Source organism: Ferruginibacter sp. (assembly GCF_049840995.1).
GTDB lineage: Bacteria > Bacteroidota > Bacteroidia > Chitinophagales > Chitinophagaceae > Ferruginibacter.
The window spans coordinates 1,414,054-1,433,740 of the sequence record NZ_JASGIP010000003.1 but is presented as its reverse complement, the minus strand read 5'-3'; the positions used below and the strand labels follow the sequence as shown (position 1 = coordinate 1,433,740).

Sequence of the window (19,687 nt, the reverse complement as noted above, 5' to 3'; positions counted from 1 at the left end):
TTAATCTTTTATTTACTCTCGTAAATCAGTATATTTGATAACGCAGCTTTGCTATCAATCCCACAATTTTGTTTTATGATCCATAATGATGAAAAAGAATTGCAGTTGGGTAATTCCCGGCGCAGTTTTTTAAAACGTTCCGCCGCATTAACGGCTGTAGCGGTTATTCCTGCTGCTGTTGATAGCGCCGCAAAAAACAGGCTGGATGAAAAATATGCTTACCAACTGGAGCAGATACCGGTTTCGATGGAGATCAATGGTGTGCAAAAAAATCTTGCGGTTGATCCACGCACTACATTGCTGGATCTTTTAAGAGAGGAACTGCATATGACCGGCACCAAAAAAGGCTGCGACCACGGGCAATGTGGCGCCTGCACGGTGCATGTGAACGGGCACAGGATAAATTCATGTCTTACACTGGCAGTAATGCAGCAGGGCAATAAGATCACCACCATTGAGGGGCTTGCCAATGGCGATGAACTGCATCCTATGCAAAAGGCTTTTATTAAGTGTGACGGATTTCAATGTGGCTATTGTACACCGGGGCAGATCATGTCGGCAATAGGATGTGTAAATGAAGGGCATACTAAAAATGAAGAAGAGATAAGGGAATTCATGAGCGGTAATCTTTGCCGCTGCGGCGCATATAACGGTATTGCTAACGCTATAAAAGAAATTGCAAAATGAAGACCTTCCAATTTTCAAGACCGGCGGATATCAAGACTGCGCAATCCGCTTATAAAGCAAATAGCGCTTCGCAGTTCATTGCAGGCGGCACCAACCTGCTCGACCTGATGAAGAAAGAGATCGCAACACCTGCCAGTCTTATTGATATCAACCAGGTGGCTCTAAAAGAAATTACAACTAACAACAATGGTATCAGCATTGGTGCCCTGGCGATCAACAGCGTGGTGGCGGAGCAGGTGGATATTGTAAAAGATTATCCATTGATTTCAAAAGCCTTGCTGGCGGGTGCTTCGCCGCAGATACGCAATATGGCGACTGTGGGTGGCAATATGCTGCAGCGCACCAGGTGCCCCTATTTTTATGATACCGCAATGCCCTGCAATAAAAGAAAACCGGGTACGGGTTGTGGTGCAAAGAACGGGTTGAACCGCATGTCTGCTATATTCGGCGCTTCGGAAAATTGTGTGGCGGTGCATCCCAGCGATCTTTGTATTGCATTGGCTGCACTGGATGCAACCGTATTGGTGCAAACGGATGGTAAAGAAACAGCCATTCCTTTTAAAGATTTTCACCGCTTGCCGGGTACCACACCTGATAGGGATAATAATCTTGCAAAAGGCAGCATCATCACCAAAGTGACGGTATCAAAAAATAATTTCAATACGCATTTTCATTATTTAAAAATAAGGGACCGGGCTTCGTATGCTTTTGCATTGGTATCGGTGGCGGCAGCTTTGCATATAGAGGATGGAAAGATAAAAGCCGCCCGGCTGGCAGCAGGTGGTGTGGCACACAAACCCTGGCGCCTGTACGAAGCGGAGCAATTTTTGGCTGGTAAACAGGCAGAAGAGTCCGTATTCAAACAGGCAGCTGCCATTGCGGTAAAGGATGCAAAACCTTTGCAGCACAACGGCTTTAAAGTAAAGCTGCTGCAGAATGGTATTGAACTGGCATTGAAAAATGCGCTGGTATAAAATTATTCATGGATAAATCATTTACAATGGGATTTTTTGATGATAATAAATTGCTCACACCACCTGATGACAGGGTGGATGGTAAACAAAAAGTAACCGGCACTGCAAAATATGCTGCGGAATATATTGTTGACAATCTTGTTTATGGTGTATTGGTAGGCAGTACCATTGCAAAAGGCAGCATTCAATCGATCGATATTACGGCAGCAAAAAAGGCGCCCGGTGTGATCGACATCATTTCGCACCAGAATAATATACCGCTGGAAAAATTCAGCGATGCAAAAAAAGCAAAAGATGCCGGTGCCGGTTTAAGGATATTTTACAGCAATGAAATATTTTCCAGCGGACAACCGATAGCGTTAGTAGTGGCCGATCACTTTGAACAGGCGCAATATGCAGCCGGGCTGGTAAAAGTTACCTATACAGAAGCGCCTGCCGAAACTGATTTTTTAGCAAAAGCTGCCGCCGAAAAAAATAATAAATTCGGTGATGATAAAATAAGGGGCGACAAGGATGCGTGGAACAATGCAACCGTAAAAATAGAAGCCGAATACAGCCAGCCGGCAGAAGTGCACAGCCCGATGGAAATGCACGCTACGATTGCAGTATGGACGGCAGATGATAAACTTACCGTTTATGATAAGAACCATGCGGTAAAAGATGTGCAGGGTACAATTGCCAATATGTTCGGGCTTAAAAAAGAAAATGTATTGGTACAGGCTGAATTTGTAGGCGGTGGTTTTGGAAGTGGATTGCGCAGCTGGCCACATAGTTTTGCAGCCATCATTGCAGCAAAAAAATTAAACCGTCCGGTTAAAGTAGTGGTAAGCAGGCCGCAAATGTTTACCATGGTAGGCTACCGGCCGCACGCATGGCAAAGAGTGGCTCTTGGCGCCAATGCTGATGGTACTATTACCGGTGCTGTACATGAATCGATCACCAATACTTCCACCTACGAAAATTTTAATGAGAATAGTACGGGCATTACCAAAGTGCTGTACAATTTTCAAAACCTGCATACAAGGTATAAGACTGTTCCATTGAATTTTGCAACACCGATATGGATGCGGGCACCCGGCGAAGCCACAGGTTCATTTGCGTTGGAGTCGGCCATGGATGAGCTTGCCTATGCATTAAAAATGGATCCACTGGAATTACGTTTGAAAAATTTTGCTGAAAAAGACCTGGACAGTGGATTGCCATGGTCCAGTAACTTTTTAAAGGATTGCTATGATACTGCTGCTGCAAAATTTGGCTGGGCCAACAGGAAGGCAACACCGCGTTCAACACGCTTGGGCGACTGGTGGGTGGGCCATGGAATGGGCGTGGGCACCTGGGGCGCCTGGCGTTTAAAAGCAACTGCAAGAGGCAGGCTGGATATCAATGGCAACCTGTTATTACAAAGTGCCACCAGCGATATGGGCCCCGGTACAGGCACCGCGATGGTTGCTATTGCAAATAATGTATTGGGTGTGCCGAAAGAAAAAATAAAATTCGAGTTGGGCAATTCTTCTTTCCCGGATTCGCCGGCGCAGGGTGGCAGTTTTACGGTGGCTTCGGTTGGTTCTGCGGTGAATGATGTGTGCTCTGCTATTAAAGAAAAATTATTGCAGGTTGCAAATGAAACAGACAACAATTTTAAAGATGCAAAAGCTGCCGATGTGATTTTTAAAGATGGCAGCATTGCATTGGCTGCAAATCCTGCTGCTTCGGTAAGCTATACACAGCTGCTGCACAATAAAGGGCTTAAAGATATTGATATCACCAAGTCTTCGGCAAGCGGTGAAGAAACAAAAAAATATTCTTTCAACTCTTACGCGGTGCATTTTGCAGAAGTGCATGTGCATGCTTATACCGGTGTGGTTCGTGTAAAACGTTTTGTAAGCTGTGTGGATGCCGGAAAAATTGTGAGTGAAAAAACGGCTGCCAGCCAGATAAAGGGTGCTGTGGTGTGGGGCATTGGTATGGCATTGATGGAAGAACAACAGGTGGATCATCGTTACGGAAGAATACTGGGTAATGATTTTGCAGGTTACCATATACCCGTTAATGCCGATGTACCGGAAATAGATGTGCTGTTTGTAAATAAACCCGATCCTTATTTAAATGCCATGGGTTCAAAAGGTTTGGGAGAAGTGGGTTTGATCGGTTCGGCAGCGGCCATTGCCAATGCGGTGTTTAATGCCACCGGTAAAAGGATAAGACAGTTGCCTGTTACACCCGATAAGCTGATATAATTTATAATAATCATTTACGCTTACCGTTACTATAAAATAAGAAAGCTGTTTTACCTGCTGCCGTTTTTTGCAGTATTTTTAAATAACAGCCGCAATTATGAAACAGTTGTTAAAAGATATTTTTTATTCCTTTCCTATACAGTTATTCATCCTTCACTTTAGAAAGTACCAGGTGTTGCTCGTATTCTGGTATGTATTGGCCAGCACTATCAACAGTGGTTTTATGAAAACCTTTGGCGCCGATGCGCTGTTTTTTGCTCCTGAATATTTAGGCAATGTAAATGCAGTGGGCGCCGCTATTACCGGTATTGCTATGGGCGTTTTTATGATGAGCTGGAATGTAACTACGTTTATACTGCATAGTAAGCGCTGTAAATTTTTAGCCACAGCAGCCAAGCCTTTTTTAAAATACTGCATCAACAACGCCATTCTGCCGATCATCTTCATCATCTTTTATTTTGTACGGCTGGTACCGTTCAACGAGCATAAAGAATTAATGACGGGTACCGAGATATTGATCGTAATGGGCGGCATTATTGGTGGGTTTATTTTATTGCTGTTCATATCCTTTGTTTATTTTTTTGGTGCTGAAAAAACGATCATCCGCAGCGTGGCGCCTGTTATCAGCGATCCGCAACGTTTTAAACAAAGCTATAATCCTGCGGTAAAGGCACAGCCGGATGGCTATGGCATGAAGGTGAGTTATTTTTTTACCACCCGTTTCCGTTTGGTAAAGGCCCGGAACGTATCGCATTACAGCCAGGATTTTTTAGACATGATCTTCAAGCGGCATCACTTCTCTGCCATCATCAGCATTGTACTGGCTTTTATTTTTTTAACCGTGATCGGTTTTTTTCTTGATGATAAAGTATTCCAGGTACCCGCAGCAGCCAGCATTTTTGTTTTTTTTGCGGTGATGACGGCTGTGATCGGTGCCCTTACTTATTTCCTGCAAAGCTGGAGCCTGCCTTTTATCATTGTGCTGATATTTGGCGTAAATCTTTTATATACGCATGATATCATCGATCCGAGGAATAAAGCATACGGATTGAATTATACGAATCAATCTGAAAGACCTGCTTACAGCAAACAATCTTTACTGCAGCTGTGCAGGCCTGCACAGGTTGATGCCGACAGGGCTAATATGCTGCAGATATTGAATAACTGGAAAAAGAAACAAAACAGCGAAAAGCCGGTAATGGTGTTCATCAATGTAAGTGGCGGTGGCCTGCGCAGCGGCACTTTTGTAATGAATACTTTGCAGCAGCTGGATAGTATCACCAATGGGCAATTAATGAAACATACCATGCTCATCAGTGGCGCCAGCGGTGGCATGTTAGCGGCTACGTATTACCGTGAGCTATACCGCAGTAACCTGGCAGATACCACTAAACTGAACCTGCATCACAGTAATCTTACCAATAATATTGCGCAGGATCTTTTAAACCCGGTATTCTCTTCCATGATAGCGAGGGATATTTTTGCGCCGGCACAAAAATTTTCGGTTGGCGATTATAAATATGTAAAGGACCGTGGTTATGCTTTTGAGCAAAAACTGAATGAAAATACTTTTGGCTTACTGGATGTACATTTAAAAGATATGGCAGCCGATGAAAAAGCCGCCAGGGTGCCCATGATCATTTTCAACAACACCATTTCCAGGGACGGCAGAAAGATGATGATCAGCACACAGCCATTGAGCTTTATGATGAAGCCGTTGCTGTATGCGAATGATACTACAGCAAGCCCCGATGCGGTTGATTACAGCGCATTTTTTGAAAAGCAAGATCCCGGTAATACCCGCCTGCTGACCATTTTAAGGATGAATGCCACTTTTCCTTATGTATTGCCGAATGTCTGGTTACCCACCAATCCAGTAATTGATGTGATGGATGCCGGTTTAAAAGATAATTTCGGGCAGGAGACCTCGCTGCGTTTTATAGAAAATTTTAAAGACTGGATACAACAGAATACAGGCGGCGTTATCATCCTGCAGTTACGCGACCGCATGAAAGATAACTGGCAACAACCTTTTGAAAGTGGCGACATTACTGATGTGCTGATAAAACCTGCCACCATGCTGCAGCATAACTGGTACAAACTGCAGGATTATGCTGAAACAGACCAGTACAGCTATATACATGATGGACTGGACTCTGTGCTGCACCGCATTACTTTTATGTATGTACCCGAAAAAGAAGAACAGGGTGCGGCGCTCAATTTTCATTTAACTGCAAGGGAAAAAAGAGATATCATCGCTTCTTTTTATAATAGTTATAACCAGCAATCTGTAAAGCATATATTAAAGCTGTTGCAGTAAATATCATTGCGGCATTAATAAACGGAAAGCTTTTTTTATGACCCCTATCTCGAATTCTTTTGCAGTTTCGGCGGGATCGCCATCAATATGCAGGGGAGCTTTTTTGGGGTTCTTTATTATCAATTTCTCTGTTTGAAAATATCCTATATCTGTGCGCTGGTATTTTTTATCTTCATAAGGCCGCACTTCTCCTTTTCTAATCTGCTTCATTACATTCCACAACATGCGGAGTTTACTCATTTTGTTCACGATCACTATATCGAGCAACCCATCGTATAAGCTGGCCCGTGGGGCAATGGTGAAATTATTACCAAACTGGTTGCTGTTGGCGATGCTGATAAAAAATGCTTCTGTACTGATAGTGTCGTCGTTCACGGCAATTGTAAAGGGATACGCATCCGCTTTCATGAAGTTTTTGGTGGATTGTTTTACATAAGTTGCCAGTCCGCGTTTTTTTTGTTTGGCAAAATCATGCGCCACCTGTGCATCAAAGCCGATACCGCAGAGCATGCAGCTGAATTTTTTATTGATGTAAAAACTATCGATGGCGACTGCGTTACCGTTAAAGATCACGTCCAGCGCTTTATCCGCCTGCTTGGGGATCTTTGCTGCAAAGGCCAGCCCGTTGCCGCTGCCCATGGGTATTATGCCTATGTTCACATTGCTGCCTGTAAGCGCACAGGCTATTTGATTCACCGTACCATCGCCTCCGCAGATAATGATATCGGTGATGTTTTCATCCGCAATTTTTTGATGCAGGTAAGTATAATCACCTGCTGCATTGGTATGCAGTATCTCGAATGGAATATTTTTTTCTGTAGTGGTTTTTTTTATGGTCGATAACAGGGCTTCCTTGCCCTTTGTACCCGAAATAGGATTGATAAAGTAAATGAATCTTCGCTGCATGGCTGCAAAGTTCAGGGAAAGCGTTTACATTTAACCATCATTTTTACCAGCGCAGCAATGCACTGGCCCAGGTAAAGCCACTGCCGAATGCAGCCAGGCATACCAGGTCGCCTTCTTTTATTTTTCCTGCCTCCCATGCCTCGCACAATGCAATGGGTACTGATGCTGCCGTAGTGTTGCCGTATTTCTGAATATTATTGAACACCTGGTCGTCTCTTAATTGTAATTTTTGCTGTACAAATTGTGCTATGCGCAGATTGGCCTGGTGCGGTATCAGCACGCCAATATCTGATGGCTTAAGATCATTGGCTGCAAGCGCTTCCATGATGACTTCCGGAAATTTTACCACGGCTTTTTTAAATACGGCCGGTCCATCCATATTGGGAAAATTCTGCGCCTTATCGATCATGTTATGACTCATGAACATTTCTCCCATTTCAGCTTCATCAAAATCGGCCAGTTTATTTTCCATCCAGTGGTTGGCATGTGTACCGGGATTGTACATGGCCAGTATTTCTGCACTCTCTCCATCGCTGTGCAAATGTGTACTTAAAATGCCCTGTCCCTCTTTATTTGTTGGCTGCAGTACCACAGCGCCTGCGCCATCACCAAATATCACGGAAATATTTCTTCCCCTTGTGCTGAAGTCCAGCCCGAAAGAATGCTTTTCGCTCCCTATCACTAATATATTTTTGTACATCCCGGTCTTTATGAACTGGTCTGCTACCGATAATGCATACACGAATCCGCTGCATTGATTCCTTACATCCAGTGCGCCGATCTCTTTCATCTTCATGGCTCGTTGCAACAACACACCACAACCGGGGAAATAATAATCGGGGCTTAGTGTGGCAAACACAATAAAATCAATATCCTGTGCAGTTATGCCTGCTCTTTCGATGGCAATAGTAGCAGCTTTTACGGCCATTGTAGTAGTAGTCTCTCCCGTGCGGTGGGCATAGCGGCGTTCCTGTATACCGGTGCGTTCCTGTATCCATTCATCACTGGTTTCCATAAATTTTGTGAGATCCTGGTTGGTATATACGTTTTCGGGAACGTAATAACCTATACCGGCAATTTTACTTAGTGCCATACAATCGTTGTTTAGTAGGGCAATTTACAAAATTGGGAGAAGAAGTGAAACATTAAGAAGAGTTAACCATTAAGAAGTTAAGGGTAGTTAAGGTTTAGTGTCAGTTTATTTTAACCATGTCTTTTAAACAGAAATCATCATCGTAGAGGGCATGTACACGGGTTTTGTAATGAAACTCCACACTGTTCCTTAGTTCGGAATTATTCTGGATCATTTTACCGGTAAAATGTTCTACCAATGGTAACAGGGAAAGATTGCCATCTTTAAATTTTAATTCAGCAATGTAGTTCAATCCTTTTACGGAGATATTTAAAAACTGGCGCCCTGCAACGGTACTCATGAATGCGGTGCCGCTGATAGAATCCTGCTTGATGAGTTTAAATGGTTTCAATTCTTCTATGTTGCCGGTAAAAACAATATTGTACTCGGTATCTGTTTTTTTGGAAAGAATGAGTTTAACGGTTTCTTCCCTGCCGCTAACCGGTTTTTTTACAAAGGTGGCCCAACTACCCAGCAGGTCTTCTTCTACATAAATATTCGGTGTTTCGTCTAACTGGTAAGGAGAACTGTAGGGACAGGAGCAGAGGAGGGTACTTAATAAGAACAAGACCGATATGGTGAAAATTGTTTTCATCCAGTAATGTAAAAATAAGGTTCTGTTGCCGTACCTGCAAGCGTAAAAGCACCCAAAGATGCGCAAGTTTTTTCGCAGGCAGCTAAAGCAAAGAGGCTTTTTCTATTGGTAAAGTTGCTTTGTTGTGGACAGAAAACCGATCTTTTCCGTTTACAATACACGCTGTACATGCCTGTAAAGCCTGCCCGGTTGCTGCGCAAAATCTTTAAGAGTTCATCATTTTTTAAACAAAGCGCCCAGCCAGCCACCCATTTCCATGAGCCATGCAATACCAAGGTGTACGATCAATCCGCCCCAGATGCTGCCCGTATTATAACTTACAATACCCAGTAAAAGTCCTCCCCAAAAGCTGCTGATGGCTTCTCCCGCCGGCTTGCCCAGGTGAATAGCGCAGTAAAAGCAGGCCATGGGAATTATACAATGCTGTCCGCAGATCTTCAGCAGCGACAAAATTAAAAATCCGCGAAAGAAAAATTCGATGCTGATAAAATCAAAACCATAACATAACTCGTACACGATGTAGCGCCATGGCTGATGGCTCATCTGCAGTTGTGCCAGCACTTTTGCCTTGGGGTACATGTTTAAAAAATCTTTTTGTGTACTGGCCAGCGCCAGTAATGGCAGCATGATGAGCACCATGGTAATATATGGTTTCACATCTTCCAGCGGCCTGGTACCATAAAATGGCTGATCGCTGCTATCTTTTATCCACCAGGTAATATATACGGGGATGAGCAATACAAAAACCTTTACCACCCAGTTGATACAGGTTCTCCAGTATTTCAATTCAAAGCCGTTCCATATTTTTCCGAGCGCCGCTTCGTGCCAGTCGAAGTTTACACGAAAAGAAAAAAAAGCAGGCGCCAGTAATAAGATGATCCAGAACCAGTGGTTCTTATAATAACTGCAGTCTTTATAGAAAAATAATTGTAAAAAAAACGCTGCCGCAAAGGGAATAAAATACAGTAAGTAATACCCTGCAAAATTACTCCACTTTGTTTTACCGGCTGCTGCATACCGCCGCTCCAGTGAAAAATGCGAGTAATTCAAATAGATGATCGTGCCCATCAGCAACACGATCAATAAAAAATAATACGGGTTAAATTCCTTAAGATAGTACTCTTTGATATATTTAAAAACCGAAGACAAATAGTTTGTTTTTATAAAGATAGCCGCAAAATGATATATAAAACAAAAGCCCCCGCAATGCAGGGGCCTTATGAAATATAAAGAAATGAATTTTATTTATAGCCGTACCATACCCGGTTCTCCATATCAAACAACCAGTAAATGCCATTTGCAAATGCAAAATTGAAAGAACCCTCTGTCGGTGCATCTTCGGGCAGTGTTAATTTTTGTGCCAAAAAGCCGGTTTTGATATTATACAATTCCACCTGTTTGTCTACAATATTCAGTACACCTGCTTCTGCGCCCGGCACATTGCTGGAAATTACAGATGTATAATTATAACCCTGCGGCGCTTCTTCCACATCTTCATCCTCTGCAATACCATCTTTGGAGGTAAGGCCCCAGTGTATCGCCGTTTTGGTTGCATCCAATGCTGCACCTGCATTATAAAACCACAATTGAGATCCTTTCAGGAACATCACTTTTTTCTTTGCAGCAAGATAAGTACCTACGGATTGTGCATCGGGTTGATACATGCCTTCAAAATCAACTTTATGATCGGTTGGTAATCCTTTTGCATCCAGTGTGTAACTGAACCAGCCGAATTCGGAATAGGCATTACCGCATATTTTTTTGGTGTCTGCATTATACCAGATGCCACGGGTATCCATCATCGCTTCTGCATCATCGCCGGATATTCTTTTACCCAATGCATTAAATACCGCCAGCGGGTATTCGGCATTGCCGGCCATTACAGCATAGTATTTTTTTTGTATAGGATGCCATGCCACACTTGCCCCCCTTGTACCGGGCTTATCGTCATCTGCTGTTTTAGGCATTTTAAGTTCCATTACTTTTTTAAGGGCACGGGTAGTTTGGGCTGAGGTTGCCACCGTACATGCAAGGGCAACCGTAAATAACAAAAGATATCTCTTCATTGTAGAATTTTTGTACAAGAAACGAATAAAGTGAAAAAGCAGCAATACCGTATATTGGGTATTTTACCTTTTTACGATTGCGGTGTATTCAGCGTTTTCCATAACAGGTCTTTCAGCTCCTGCAGGCCCTGCATGGTTACCGATGAAATAAATACATGCGGGATATTTTTGGGCAATTCTTTTTTGATGGCCGCTTTTAATTCATCGTCCAGCATATCGCTTTTGCTTACTGCTATCACAAAATCCTTTTGCAGCATTTCAGGATTGTATTCTTCCAGTTCTTTATGCAGTATGTCGAACTCTTTTTTATGGTCTTTACTATCGGCCGGTATCAGGAACAGCAAAATAGAGTTGCGTTCAATATGTCGTAAAAAACGATGACCCAATCCTTTTCCTTCGGCAGCGCCTTCAATGATACCGGGCAGATCGGCTATGCAAAAGCTTTTGCCATCGCGGTATTCCACCATGCCCAGTTGAGGTACCAATGTGGTAAAAGCATAATCCGCAATTTTTGGCTTGGCCGCGGTAACGCTGCTGAGCAAAGTAGATTTGCCGGCATTGGGAAAACCCACCAATCCCACATCGGCCAGCACTTTCAGTTCCAATATCTTCCAGCCTTCTTCGCCGGGTTCTCCCGGTTGCGCATAATCGGGCGCCTGGTTGGTGGCGGTTTTAAAATTGCTGTTGCCCAATCCGCCACGGCCGCCTTTCAGCATGATTATTTCCTGGCCGTCTTCCAGTATCTCTGCTACTACTTTACCGCTTTCTTCATCTTTTGCAATGGTTCCCAGCGGCACTTCAATAATGATATCCTTGCCGAACCTGCCGGTACTGTTATTCTTACTACCATTCTCCCCATTTTCGGCCAGTACGTTTTTAAAATAACGTAAATGCAGTAAGGTCCACAACTGGCTGTTGCCTTTTAAAATAATATGAGCGCCGCGGCCGCCATCGCCGCCATCGGGGCCGCCCATTGCCGTAAGCTTATTACGCATAAAATGTTTACTGCCGGCGCCACCATGGCCACTGCGGCAGAAAACCCGTATCTGGTCTACAAAATTTGATTTTTCCATTTGTGCTGCAAAGGTCTGTAAAATTTAAAGATTATTTGTGATCGGCGTATGATAATATGAAATTAGTTTTGGTACTACATTTGCAACACTTTAATAAAACTGAGCATGAAAAAACTTTTCTTTCTTTTGGCCATTATCGCTGTTTGTTGTTCTTTTCAAAAAAAGAAACCTACGCAGTCGGTGCCTAAATGTATTTTAGATAAAATTGAAGTGTATAAAAAGAAAGAAAAGCACGAACAGCCACAAAATGTGATTGAATACGAATACAAAGGCAAGAAAGTGTATTATGTGACCATGCCCTGCTGTGATTTCTTTAATGAATTGTATGATGCCAAGGGTAATTTAATGGGGCATCCGGATGGTGGCTTTACCGGTAAGGGTGATGGTAAATTGCCTGATTTTACAGAAACGAAAAAGAAGGAAAGGATCATCTGGCAGGCGCAGAAGTAGGACAACATGGTCAGACGGGGCGTCAGACCATGTGAGCGTCAGACTATCTCCTACTTGGTTTCGTTCCAGGTTTTATAAACTGCTGATTGCACAGCAAGGTTTGCAGGTATTTCCCTCAATGGCTCGCAGGGTTTAAAATATTCCATCATCTCTTTAGGCAGTTGCTGGTACAGTTGGGTGCCTTCCGTTTTCCAGCTCATCATTGCATCACTTACCTCTTTTATTTTTTTTGCAGGATTGCCTACGATCAAACTCCTGGCTTCAAATAGGGTATCTGCTTTAATAAAACTCAATGCGCCTACAATACATTCATCGCCCAGCACTACGTTGTCCATTATCACCGCATTGATGCCCACCAGGCAATTCTTACCAATGGTGGCGCCGTGCACCACCGCGCCATGACCGATATGTGCGCCTTCTTTTAACAGCACTGTTACACCGGGGAACATATGAACTGTGCAATGCTCTTGCACATTACAGCCATCTTCCAGTATGATCTGCCCCCAATCGCCCCGCAATGCGGCACCGGGGCCGATATAACAATCCTTACCGATAATGACATTGCCTGTAACGGCCGCCTGCGGATGAATAAATGATGATTCGTGTATTACAGGAATAAATTCTTTGAACTGGTAGATCATAATACAATCAATGCCCTGTAAAAATACATGCTTTAGCCAGCTTTAGTTGTTTTAGGGCCACGTTTTATATGTTTTATCAGTACCACCAGCCCCCATATCAATCCCACCGTGCCCAATAAAGCCACAATGATAGCAGCAGTATCTGAGCCACTGCAGGAAAGGCTGCAAACCAAAGCGCCCAACAGGTAGGCTACACCCAATGCAGCAACAATGGCAAGCATGATCTTCCATGCATCATCACCAGCTTTTTTATCGCCTTTTACCTTTGCTGCTGCAAACATTTTTAACTGTTTTACAAATTCCTTTTTTAAAACTTTTTTCTCTTTTTTTGATAAGGCGTCTTTTGTTTTGCCGGAGGCAAGTATCTCCAGCGCTGCTGTTCTCTTTATAATAGCGCTTCCCTGCGATGTGGAGTAGAGCGCACTGTTATCGCCATTATTCACCATGGTGGCAATCACCACGAATGAGCAGACCGGTAAAATAAAATCGCAGGTTTTTTGTTTGATATACGCCAGCCGTGTTGATGAGCGTCTTTTTTGTTTGGAAGGATAAAATACAATGGCTGTTACCAGCAAACTTAATGCAATGCAATAAACAGTGCCTGCCGGTAACAGTACCTGTAAACGGTATAAAGCAATACCGGTATAGTAGGCCAGTGCCAGCAATATAATTTTCAGTAAAACAATGAGGATCCTTGCAGGTATAATATTGGCGCCTGCCCAGTAAGATATCTTTTTCATAAACAGGGGTTTTATTTTGAGCAATATTATTATGCGAAAAATAAAGCTTCTGTTCATCAAATGCAAGGGGTTTATTTAAACCAGTGGTTTACCCGTTCGGTAACAGGTGCCTTTGAACATTGCTACCACATGATCTTTCTGATTGGTAATACTGATATGATATAAGCCAGTGGAGCGGCCATTATGCAATTCCTTTGCTTCGGCGGTGAGTACATCGCCTACATGAACGGGTTTTATAAAATTGATGGAAGTATCCAATGCCACGGATAATACATTGCGGTTATTGCAGGCAAATGCAAAAGCGCTGTCGCCGAGCGAAAAAGCCACACCGCCGTGCACAATGCCAAAACCATTGATCATTTCCTTGCGTACCGTCATCTTTATTTTACTGTATCCTTCATTTACTTCCAGTACTTCAATGCCCAGCCATTGGCTGAAGAGGTCCTGCTCCATCATGTGTGATACTACTGCAGCGGGTGTTGTATTCATTGCGGTGATTTTATGGTATGATCTATTCGCCTTTGAATTGCGGCGCTCTTTTTTCTAAAAAAGAATTGATGCCTTCTGTATAATCAAAAGTCAATGCAGCTTTTTGCTGGTACTCATCTTCCAGCAGCAGTTGTTCTTCCCAACTGTTGCCAAATGCATTGTTTAAAGCGTGCTTGGTATAGGCCAGTCCCTTGGTGGGCATTTGCGCCAGTGTCGCAGCGATCTTTTTACTCTCTGTTTCAAAAGCAGCATCGGCAAAAACTTTATACAGCATGCCCATGCGTTCAGCTTCGGTGGCGCTTACTTTATCACCTGTCATCATCAATGCACTTGCTTTTTGCCAGCCTATCAAACGGGGTAGTGTAAATGTGCCGCCGCTATCCGGTATCAAACCAATTTTACTGAATGCCTGTATAAAGGAAGAGGATGCTGCAGCCACCACCACATCGCAACACAATGCAATATTGGCGCCAGCGCCGGCAGCTACACCATTTATTGCAGCAACCACCGGCTTGGGCAAATTGCGGATGCGTTTTACAATGGGATTATAATGTTCGGATAGGATCTGTTTCAGTTCCATTTTATTTTCGCCTACCAGCTCACTGATATCCTGCCCGGCGCAAAATGCTTTGCCGGCACCGGTGATGTATACGCAACGTATATCGGGCACGCTAGCACATTCATCCAGGCGGGCCTGTAAGCTCAGCGCCATATCACGGTTAAATGAATTGAATTTTTCGGGGCGGTTTAAAGTGATGTAAGCAATGCTGTTCTTTATTTCAAATAGTATAGCGCTCATAAAATAAATTTATAAGCGAAGATAAATAGAGCCTGCTATTCGTCAGCGTTTTGTTTCAGGATAGGTATTTGAAAGCGGGTCCCAGCCGGCTAAAATATTTTTAACGGTATATTCTTTTGCTTCTTCATCCGTTAACTGGTGGCTCCAGGGTACACGGTTTGCAACAGCACCCACACCATAGTTTTTATATTCTGCGTAATATGCGGTTTTTTCATTCTGTACATTGCCCCAGTTGTTCCATCCATCGGCTTTTACCTGTTTATCCAAATTGCATTGTATGTAAACTACTTTTGCAAAAGGACGCCAGGGCCTGCCGAGGTAAAAAGAACTGTCCGGTGCGCTGCCGGTAATATTGCAGTGTAAAAAAACATAGCCGAATTTTTTCCCTTCGGCGGTGGAAGCTGCTGTGTAATAACCGGCTGTTTTTCCAAAAATGGTACAGCTGTCAAATACTGCTGTTGACCAGCCAAAGATAAAATCAACCGTACCTTCTATATAACAGTGATTGTAATATTGCCTGCTGTTCATACCATAAGTATACAGCGTATCCTGGAAGCCGAGAAATTTACAGTTTTTAAATTTAGCCAGGTCGCCCGCTACAAATACAGCTACGGCCTGCCCTACCGGCCCAGCGGTGTTGGAGAACGTGATATTTTCTGCTGAAAAGGAATGCCCGTAAATATAAAAACCGGAGGAACCGGATGTACCTTTCTCTTCTCCAAAAATATTTTTCTTCTGGCTGTAATCATCATACGTGATGATGGTATTCTCCACGCTCTCCCCAATAAAACATACCAGGTTCTTCGATTCTGCCAGCACCAGTTTTTCTTTATACACTCCGTTTTTTATAAATATCACCGTTTGTTTTTTCCTGAAATCCGGAACTGCATTGATAGCTTCCTGTATGGTTGTAAAATTACCACGGCCATCTTTTGCTACAATAAAGTCTGCTTTAGGTTGCTGACATTTTGCTCCTGTACAATAAAAAAAGATACATGCGATCACTAAACTCAATCCTTTCATCTTATAAATATTTTTTCATGTAAGTGATAAACAGTTTCCAGTCTTCGGGCAATACGGTATGTGGCCCTGCGTGCATGTAGTAGCCCAATGGGTTCATCAAGAATGATTGATCATTGGCAGCAGGCATGGTTGCTGTTGCATCGGGGCCTTTTAATCCAAACAATTGATAAGCGGGTGCAGCTGCCTGCGCAGAAAGAAATTCTCCTTTGGGGTCCGACCAATAATCTGTATCGCCGGTTTGCAACAGTAATGGCCTGGGTGCCATCAATGCCACCAGCATGTGTGCATCAAAGGGGAGTGTATTCACTTTATCGGCATAAGTATGGTAATTGGCAGCAAACTGGTAGTTGTAGCGGGAGGTGTCGGTTATGTGCTGAATAGTTTCTCCGTAATTGCGCCTTGCAATAGCGGCGCCACCTTCACCGGAAATACTGGCGATGACCATTTTAAACCGGCCGTCGTGCACACCTGCCCACAACACCGTTTTGCCCAGGCGGGATGCGCCCTGCAATGCAATACGCTTTGCATCTACCTGTTTGTCTGTTTCAAAATAATCCATCGCACGGCTTAAGCCCCAGGCCCAGGCAGAGATGGCGCCCCATTCGTCTGCAGCAGGTACCGTTTGCCCCGGTTTAAGATAATGCCCCCTGATACCATATTTAATGCCGCCTTTAAAATCGGGTTCTATATCCACGTAATTAATGGTTGCAAAGCCGATACCTGCATCCATGAATTGCTCTATATTCATTTTAGGAAAACGGGAAGGCTGATCGGCCAGCATTTTTTTGCCTTCTTTCGTCCACGTGTACCCGATCTTTACACCGGGATCGTCCGTAAGCTGGTTGTTGGCTGCAAAAGAAACATTCAGCAGCAAGGGCACCGGTTTTGCGGCATTGGCAGGGATATAGATCAGTATGTTCATTTTATACTGCGCAGTATCGCTGGTAAAATAAACCGTTACCTGTTTGCGGGTGGCTTTACCATTAAAGGCAGGTGTGCCTTTATCGAATACATCAAAATGCAGCTCGGCAGGTTTGCCGGGCATTTTACCATATTGTATGGTTTCAAAAAGTTGTAATAATTCCGGGCGCCTTTTTTCCTTCCATATTTTGGCCGTGGTAACCGGCTGCCCGTTCTGCAGAGTAAGTAATGCAGGCAATGTATAAGTGCCCACAGAATCTTCTTCATAATTAACAGGAAAACCGGCCGATGTTTTTGGCAAATTTTCTTTTTGTGCGGTGCAAATAGTGCAGGCAAAAAGAAAGGCGGATGCAAGCGCTGTTTTTTTCATATCGTAAAGTGTAATACCGGCAATCGTTGCTGCCTGCATTAAATTTACAATAACTAACTGTATCCCATTTATAATTTACCGGAAACGATTGCGTAAAAAATACCAGCAATAAATTTGTAGAACAACTTCATTCTTTATTGGATCGCAAATTTTATTTTTACCTCGTACCTTAGTTTGATAGCGGTTACATTCTTAATGCCGTTTTCTGCATAACCGCCCGGCATTGATACATTGGAATTGCTTACAAGATTTACGGGCCTGTACCAATAATTGTAATCATTGTTTGCCTCGGGTACTTCTTCAATGGATAATACGCCACCCAGTTCTTCACCAAGACTTTCGAGCAGGTAAGTAGCTTTTGCTTTAGCCGCTTTGGCTGCTTCTGTTTTTACCTGTTTACGATACTCCGTGATCTTTGAATTTTCCGATTTTGAGATACGTATACTCTGCACCCATTTTTCGTTCAGTTCTTCCACCAGGTTGATAATGTTGGTCGACTTCTGCAGTTTAATAGTAATGGTCTTGGTTTGATAATAATCACCGCGGTGCTCCCACCAGTACAACCAATACCAATCGTGATTCTGCAGGTCAATAAATTTTAAAGAATCGGTATTCACTTTGTTCTTTTGCAACACTTTTACAAAGCCATCATTCACATCATCCAGCCGTACTTTTTTACCGGCGCGGTCATATTCCTGTATCACAACTTCCAGTTCAATTTCATCAGGCTGTACCTGCATTTCGGCACTGCCGGTTACTTCAATATATTTCCTGGTGTCGATAGTACTTTGGGGCTTTGCAAGCATACACAACAGCAGGGCTGCTGTTAATACAGTTAATTTTTTCATTGTTATAATTTTTCTCAAAACTATTTTTGAAAAAAGATCATAACTGTGCTACTTGACGAAATGCAGGTATGACTTGGTGAAGCAGCTGTACAGAAAATTTTTACACTTCAAAGCTTTTTACTTCCTTATGTTTCAGTAAAAAGAGATTTACAGCATCGTAATTCTTATCGGGCGAACTGATGCGGTAGAGGTAAACAGCATCATTTTTTTCTTTTACGGTTTTTATACAACGGAATGTCATATCGTTGTGGGCAAAAAAAGTATCCAGCTCTGTTTTAAAATTGGTACCCACGCCGTCCAGTGTTATCCGGTAATCCTTCACCCGGTGGAATTTATTGATAAAACGCTGTACCGGTTCCAGCACAAATAATGCTATCACCACCATCACCGTTACCACAATGGCCAGCGGGTAATTATGAAAGCCAATGGCCATGCCCAATGCAGCTGTAACCCATATCAGTGCCGCGGTCGTCAACCCGTTCACAGAAATACCTTCTTTAAATATCACACCGGCGCCGATAAAACCAATACCCGTAACAATATTGCTGGCGATCCTGTCGGAGCTGTTGCTTTCCTTAGAGAGAATAGTGTATAAACAGGAGCCTACACAGATAATGATCATGGTGCGGAACCCGGCCGGCTTGCTGCGGAATTCCCTTTCCAGCCCGATGATGGCGCCGATGATAAAGGCTGCAGATACCTGTGCAGCTTCTTCAAAATAGATGGAGAGATCCATAAAACAAAATTTTGCAATCACCTAAAGATAATAATTACTTAACGGTATTGGTTTTAAAAACTGCTGTTTTAAATGCAGCCGAAATGATTTATTTTTAAACTCCTTCTTCATCAATATTTTAAAATATGCGTCCTGTAAGATTATGTTATGCTGTTATGCTGGTATGTTCATTAAGCAGTTGCGAATTCCATTGCTCTGTTGGTAGCAGCGGATCTGTAAATACCAAACCTGTTACTTCCAATGACAGCAGCCCGGTAAGCGGCGCTGTTATTAAAAATGATATTGAGCTGGAAGCAAATGATGTTAAATTGAAAGAGGCTTATTTATATGATGATAATGATGCCGTGTTAACCAAAAACGAAACCGGCTTGGGCCAAAAGATCCACCTGGCATTACGCACCGATACCGGTTGGGTAAAAGAAAACGGCCTGTCTTTCATTGGCGCTTCCGAAAGAATATCCACGAGTGGAGGCAAAGTGATCGTGGATGCTCCTGATATCTTTAAAGATTATGAGACCACCGGTTTGCCTGCAGATAAAGCTGTAGATATCACACTATCGGCACGTATCACCGAAGCAGCCGGGGATGATAATAATTACCTGGTACAGTTTCGTGTATGGGATAAAAAAGGTAAGGGCGAAATAAAAGGCAAGTACAAGTTCAGCCTGAAAAAATAAATG

20 protein-coding genes are annotated in these 19,687 nt (G+C 43.2%); 6 read left to right on the top strand and 14 right to left on the bottom strand.

The window, feature by feature from the left end:
* The first annotated feature begins 75 nt into the window (after positions 1–75).
* From QM738_RS07980 to QM738_RS07965, 4 genes are all read left to right on the top strand, one after another.
* Complete coding sequence (locus QM738_RS07980) at positions 76–687, top strand: 2Fe-2S iron-sulfur cluster-binding protein (RefSeq protein WP_462276159.1); 612 nt, start codon at positions 76–78, stop codon at positions 685–687.
* Complete coding sequence (locus QM738_RS07975) at positions 684–1,661, top strand: FAD binding domain-containing protein (protein WP_462276158.1); 978 nt, start codon at positions 684–686, stop codon at positions 1,659–1,661. The genes QM738_RS07980 and QM738_RS07975 overlap by 4 nt, the downstream gene beginning before the upstream one ends.
* A gap of 8 nt (positions 1,662–1,669) precedes the next feature.
* A complete protein-coding gene (locus tag QM738_RS07970; protein ID WP_462276157.1) occupies positions 1,670–3,898 on the top strand; it encodes a xanthine dehydrogenase family protein molybdopterin-binding subunit in 2,229 nt (742 codons plus the stop codon).
* Positions 3,899–3,995: 97 nt separating this feature from the next.
* Positions 3,996–6,218, top strand: a complete 2,223-nt coding sequence (locus tag QM738_RS07965) for a hypothetical protein (protein WP_462276156.1) — start codon at positions 3,996–3,998, stop codon at positions 6,216–6,218.
* Positions 6,219–6,221: 3 nt separating this feature from the next.
* On the opposite strand, the gene QM738_RS07960 is transcribed toward QM738_RS07965, so the two are convergent.
* From QM738_RS07960 to obgE, 6 genes are all read right to left on the bottom strand, one after another.
* Positions 6,222–7,124, bottom strand: coding sequence for a diacylglycerol/lipid kinase family protein (locus tag QM738_RS07960; protein WP_462276155.1), 903 nt, complete (start codon positions 7,122–7,124; stop codon positions 6,222–6,224).
* Positions 7,125–7,167: 43 nt separating this feature from the next.
* A complete protein-coding gene (locus QM738_RS07955; protein ID WP_462276154.1) occupies positions 7,168–8,217 on the bottom strand; it encodes a 3-oxoacyl-ACP synthase III family protein in 1,050 nt (349 codons plus the stop codon).
* 100 nt (positions 8,218–8,317) lie between these two features.
* A complete protein-coding gene (locus QM738_RS07950; protein ID WP_462276153.1) occupies positions 8,318–8,851 on the bottom strand; it encodes a hypothetical protein in 534 nt (177 codons plus the stop codon).
* 216 nt (positions 8,852–9,067) lie between these two features.
* Positions 9,068–10,000, bottom strand: coding sequence for a CPBP family intramembrane glutamic endopeptidase (locus tag QM738_RS07945; protein ID WP_462276152.1), 933 nt, complete (start codon positions 9,998–10,000; stop codon positions 9,068–9,070).
* A 92-nt stretch (positions 10,001–10,092) separates the two neighbouring features.
* Complete coding sequence (locus QM738_RS07940; RefSeq protein ID WP_462276151.1) at positions 10,093–10,917, bottom strand: hypothetical protein; 825 nt, start codon at positions 10,915–10,917, stop codon at positions 10,093–10,095.
* A 71-nt stretch (positions 10,918–10,988) separates the two neighbouring features.
* Positions 10,989–11,990 carry a GTPase ObgE gene (obgE, locus tag QM738_RS07935; RefSeq protein WP_462276150.1) on the bottom strand — a complete coding sequence of 334 codons (1,002 nt, stop codon included), beginning with the start codon at positions 11,988–11,990 and terminating at the stop codon, positions 10,989–10,991.
* 105 nt (positions 11,991–12,095) lie between these two features.
* Between obgE and QM738_RS07930 the strand changes: the two genes are divergently transcribed.
* Positions 12,096–12,440, top strand: coding sequence for a DUF6970 domain-containing protein (locus tag QM738_RS07930; RefSeq protein ID WP_462276149.1), 345 nt, complete (start codon positions 12,096–12,098; stop codon positions 12,438–12,440).
* A 50-nt stretch (positions 12,441–12,490) separates the two neighbouring features.
* Here QM738_RS07930 and QM738_RS07925 read toward each other — a convergent pair whose 3' ends face one another.
* The 8 genes from QM738_RS07925 to QM738_RS07890 form a co-directional block, all read right to left on the bottom strand.
* Positions 12,491–13,081, bottom strand: a complete 591-nt coding sequence (locus QM738_RS07925; RefSeq protein ID WP_462276148.1) for an acyltransferase — start codon at positions 13,079–13,081, stop codon at positions 12,491–12,493.
* A 32-nt stretch (positions 13,082–13,113) separates the two neighbouring features.
* Complete coding sequence (locus tag QM738_RS07920; protein ID WP_462276147.1) at positions 13,114–13,821, bottom strand: hypothetical protein; 708 nt, start codon at positions 13,819–13,821, stop codon at positions 13,114–13,116.
* A 75-nt stretch (positions 13,822–13,896) separates the two neighbouring features.
* Positions 13,897–14,310 carry a hydroxyphenylacetyl-CoA thioesterase PaaI gene (gene paaI / locus QM738_RS07915; RefSeq protein ID WP_462276146.1) on the bottom strand — a complete coding sequence of 138 codons (414 nt, stop codon included), beginning with the start codon at positions 14,308–14,310 and terminating at the stop codon, positions 13,897–13,899.
* Between the two features lie 22 nt (positions 14,311–14,332).
* A complete protein-coding gene (locus tag QM738_RS07910; protein WP_462276145.1) occupies positions 14,333–15,109 on the bottom strand; it encodes an enoyl-CoA hydratase-related protein in 777 nt (258 codons plus the stop codon).
* A gap of 42 nt (positions 15,110–15,151) precedes the next feature.
* Positions 15,152–16,132: a pectinesterase family protein gene (locus tag QM738_RS07905; RefSeq protein WP_462276144.1), complete on the bottom strand. Its 981-nt coding sequence runs from the start codon at positions 16,130–16,132 to the stop codon at positions 15,152–15,154.
* Between the two features lies 1 nt (position 16,133).
* Complete coding sequence (locus tag QM738_RS07900) at positions 16,134–17,423, bottom strand: alpha/beta hydrolase family protein (RefSeq protein ID WP_462276143.1); 1,290 nt, start codon at positions 17,421–17,423, stop codon at positions 16,134–16,136.
* Between the two features lie 134 nt (positions 17,424–17,557).
* A complete protein-coding gene (locus QM738_RS07895; protein WP_462276142.1) occupies positions 17,558–18,271 on the bottom strand; it encodes an SIMPL domain-containing protein in 714 nt (237 codons plus the stop codon).
* A gap of 100 nt (positions 18,272–18,371) precedes the next feature.
* Entirely contained in the window at positions 18,372–19,007 is a 636-nt protein-coding gene (locus tag QM738_RS07890; RefSeq protein WP_462276141.1) for an MgtC/SapB family protein, read from the bottom strand.
* A 125-nt stretch (positions 19,008–19,132) separates the two neighbouring features.
* Between QM738_RS07890 and QM738_RS07885 the strand changes: the two genes are divergently transcribed.
* Positions 19,133–19,684 carry a hypothetical protein gene (locus QM738_RS07885; protein ID WP_462276140.1) on the top strand — a complete coding sequence of 184 codons (552 nt, stop codon included), beginning with the start codon at positions 19,133–19,135 and terminating at the stop codon, positions 19,682–19,684.
* Positions 19,685–19,687 lie beyond the last annotated feature (3 nt).

Excerpts from the sequence above, each read along its gene's own strand:
- QM738_RS07970 (WP_462276157.1), top strand. The coding sequence starts at position 1,670 with ATGGATAAATCATTTACAATGGGATTTTTTGATGATAATAAATTGCTC.
- QM738_RS07895 (WP_462276142.1), bottom strand. The coding sequence starts at position 18,271 with ATGAAAAAATTAACTGTATTAACAGCAGCCCTGCTGTTGTGTATGCTT.
- QM738_RS07975 (WP_462276158.1), top strand. The coding sequence starts at position 684 with ATGAAGACCTTCCAATTTTCAAGACCGGCGGATATCAAGACTGCGCAA.
- QM738_RS07885 (WP_462276140.1), top strand. The coding sequence starts at position 19,133 with ATGCGTCCTGTAAGATTATGTTATGCTGTTATGCTGGTATGTTCATTA.
- QM738_RS07925 (WP_462276148.1), bottom strand. The coding sequence starts at position 13,081 with ATGATCTACCAGTTCAAAGAATTTATTCCTGTAATACACGAATCATCA.
- QM738_RS07965 (WP_462276156.1), top strand. The coding sequence starts at position 3,996 with ATGAAACAGTTGTTAAAAGATATTTTTTATTCCTTTCCTATACAGTTA.
- QM738_RS07980 (WP_462276159.1), top strand. The coding sequence starts at position 76 with ATGATCCATAATGATGAAAAAGAATTGCAGTTGGGTAATTCCCGGCGC.
- QM738_RS07920 (WP_462276147.1), bottom strand. The coding sequence starts at position 13,821 with ATGAAAAAGATATCTTACTGGGCAGGCGCCAATATTATACCTGCAAGG.
- QM738_RS07890 (WP_462276141.1), bottom strand. The coding sequence starts at position 19,007 with ATGGATCTCTCCATCTATTTTGAAGAAGCTGCACAGGTATCTGCAGCC.
- QM738_RS07900 (WP_462276143.1), bottom strand. The coding sequence starts at position 17,423 with ATGAAAAAAACAGCGCTTGCATCCGCCTTTCTTTTTGCCTGCACTATT.
- QM738_RS07960 (WP_462276155.1), bottom strand. The coding sequence starts at position 7,124 with ATGCAGCGAAGATTCATTTACTTTATCAATCCTATTTCGGGTACAAAG.
- QM738_RS07905 (WP_462276144.1), bottom strand. The coding sequence starts at position 16,132 with ATGAAAGGATTGAGTTTAGTGATCGCATGTATCTTTTTTTATTGTACA.
- obgE (WP_462276150.1), bottom strand. The coding sequence starts at position 11,990 with ATGGAAAAATCAAATTTTGTAGACCAGATACGGGTTTTCTGCCGCAGT.
- QM738_RS07910 (WP_462276145.1), bottom strand. The coding sequence starts at position 15,109 with ATGAGCGCTATACTATTTGAAATAAAGAACAGCATTGCTTACATCACT.
- QM738_RS07930 (WP_462276149.1), top strand. The coding sequence starts at position 12,096 with ATGAAAAAACTTTTCTTTCTTTTGGCCATTATCGCTGTTTGTTGTTCT.
- QM738_RS07955 (WP_462276154.1), bottom strand. The coding sequence starts at position 8,217 with ATGGCACTAAGTAAAATTGCCGGTATAGGTTATTACGTTCCCGAAAAC.
- paaI (WP_462276146.1), bottom strand. The coding sequence starts at position 14,310 with ATGAATACAACACCCGCTGCAGTAGTATCACACATGATGGAGCAGGAC.
- QM738_RS07950 (WP_462276153.1), bottom strand. The coding sequence starts at position 8,851 with ATGAAAACAATTTTCACCATATCGGTCTTGTTCTTATTAAGTACCCTC.
- QM738_RS07940 (WP_462276151.1), bottom strand. The coding sequence starts at position 10,917 with ATGAAGAGATATCTTTTGTTATTTACGGTTGCCCTTGCATGTACGGTG.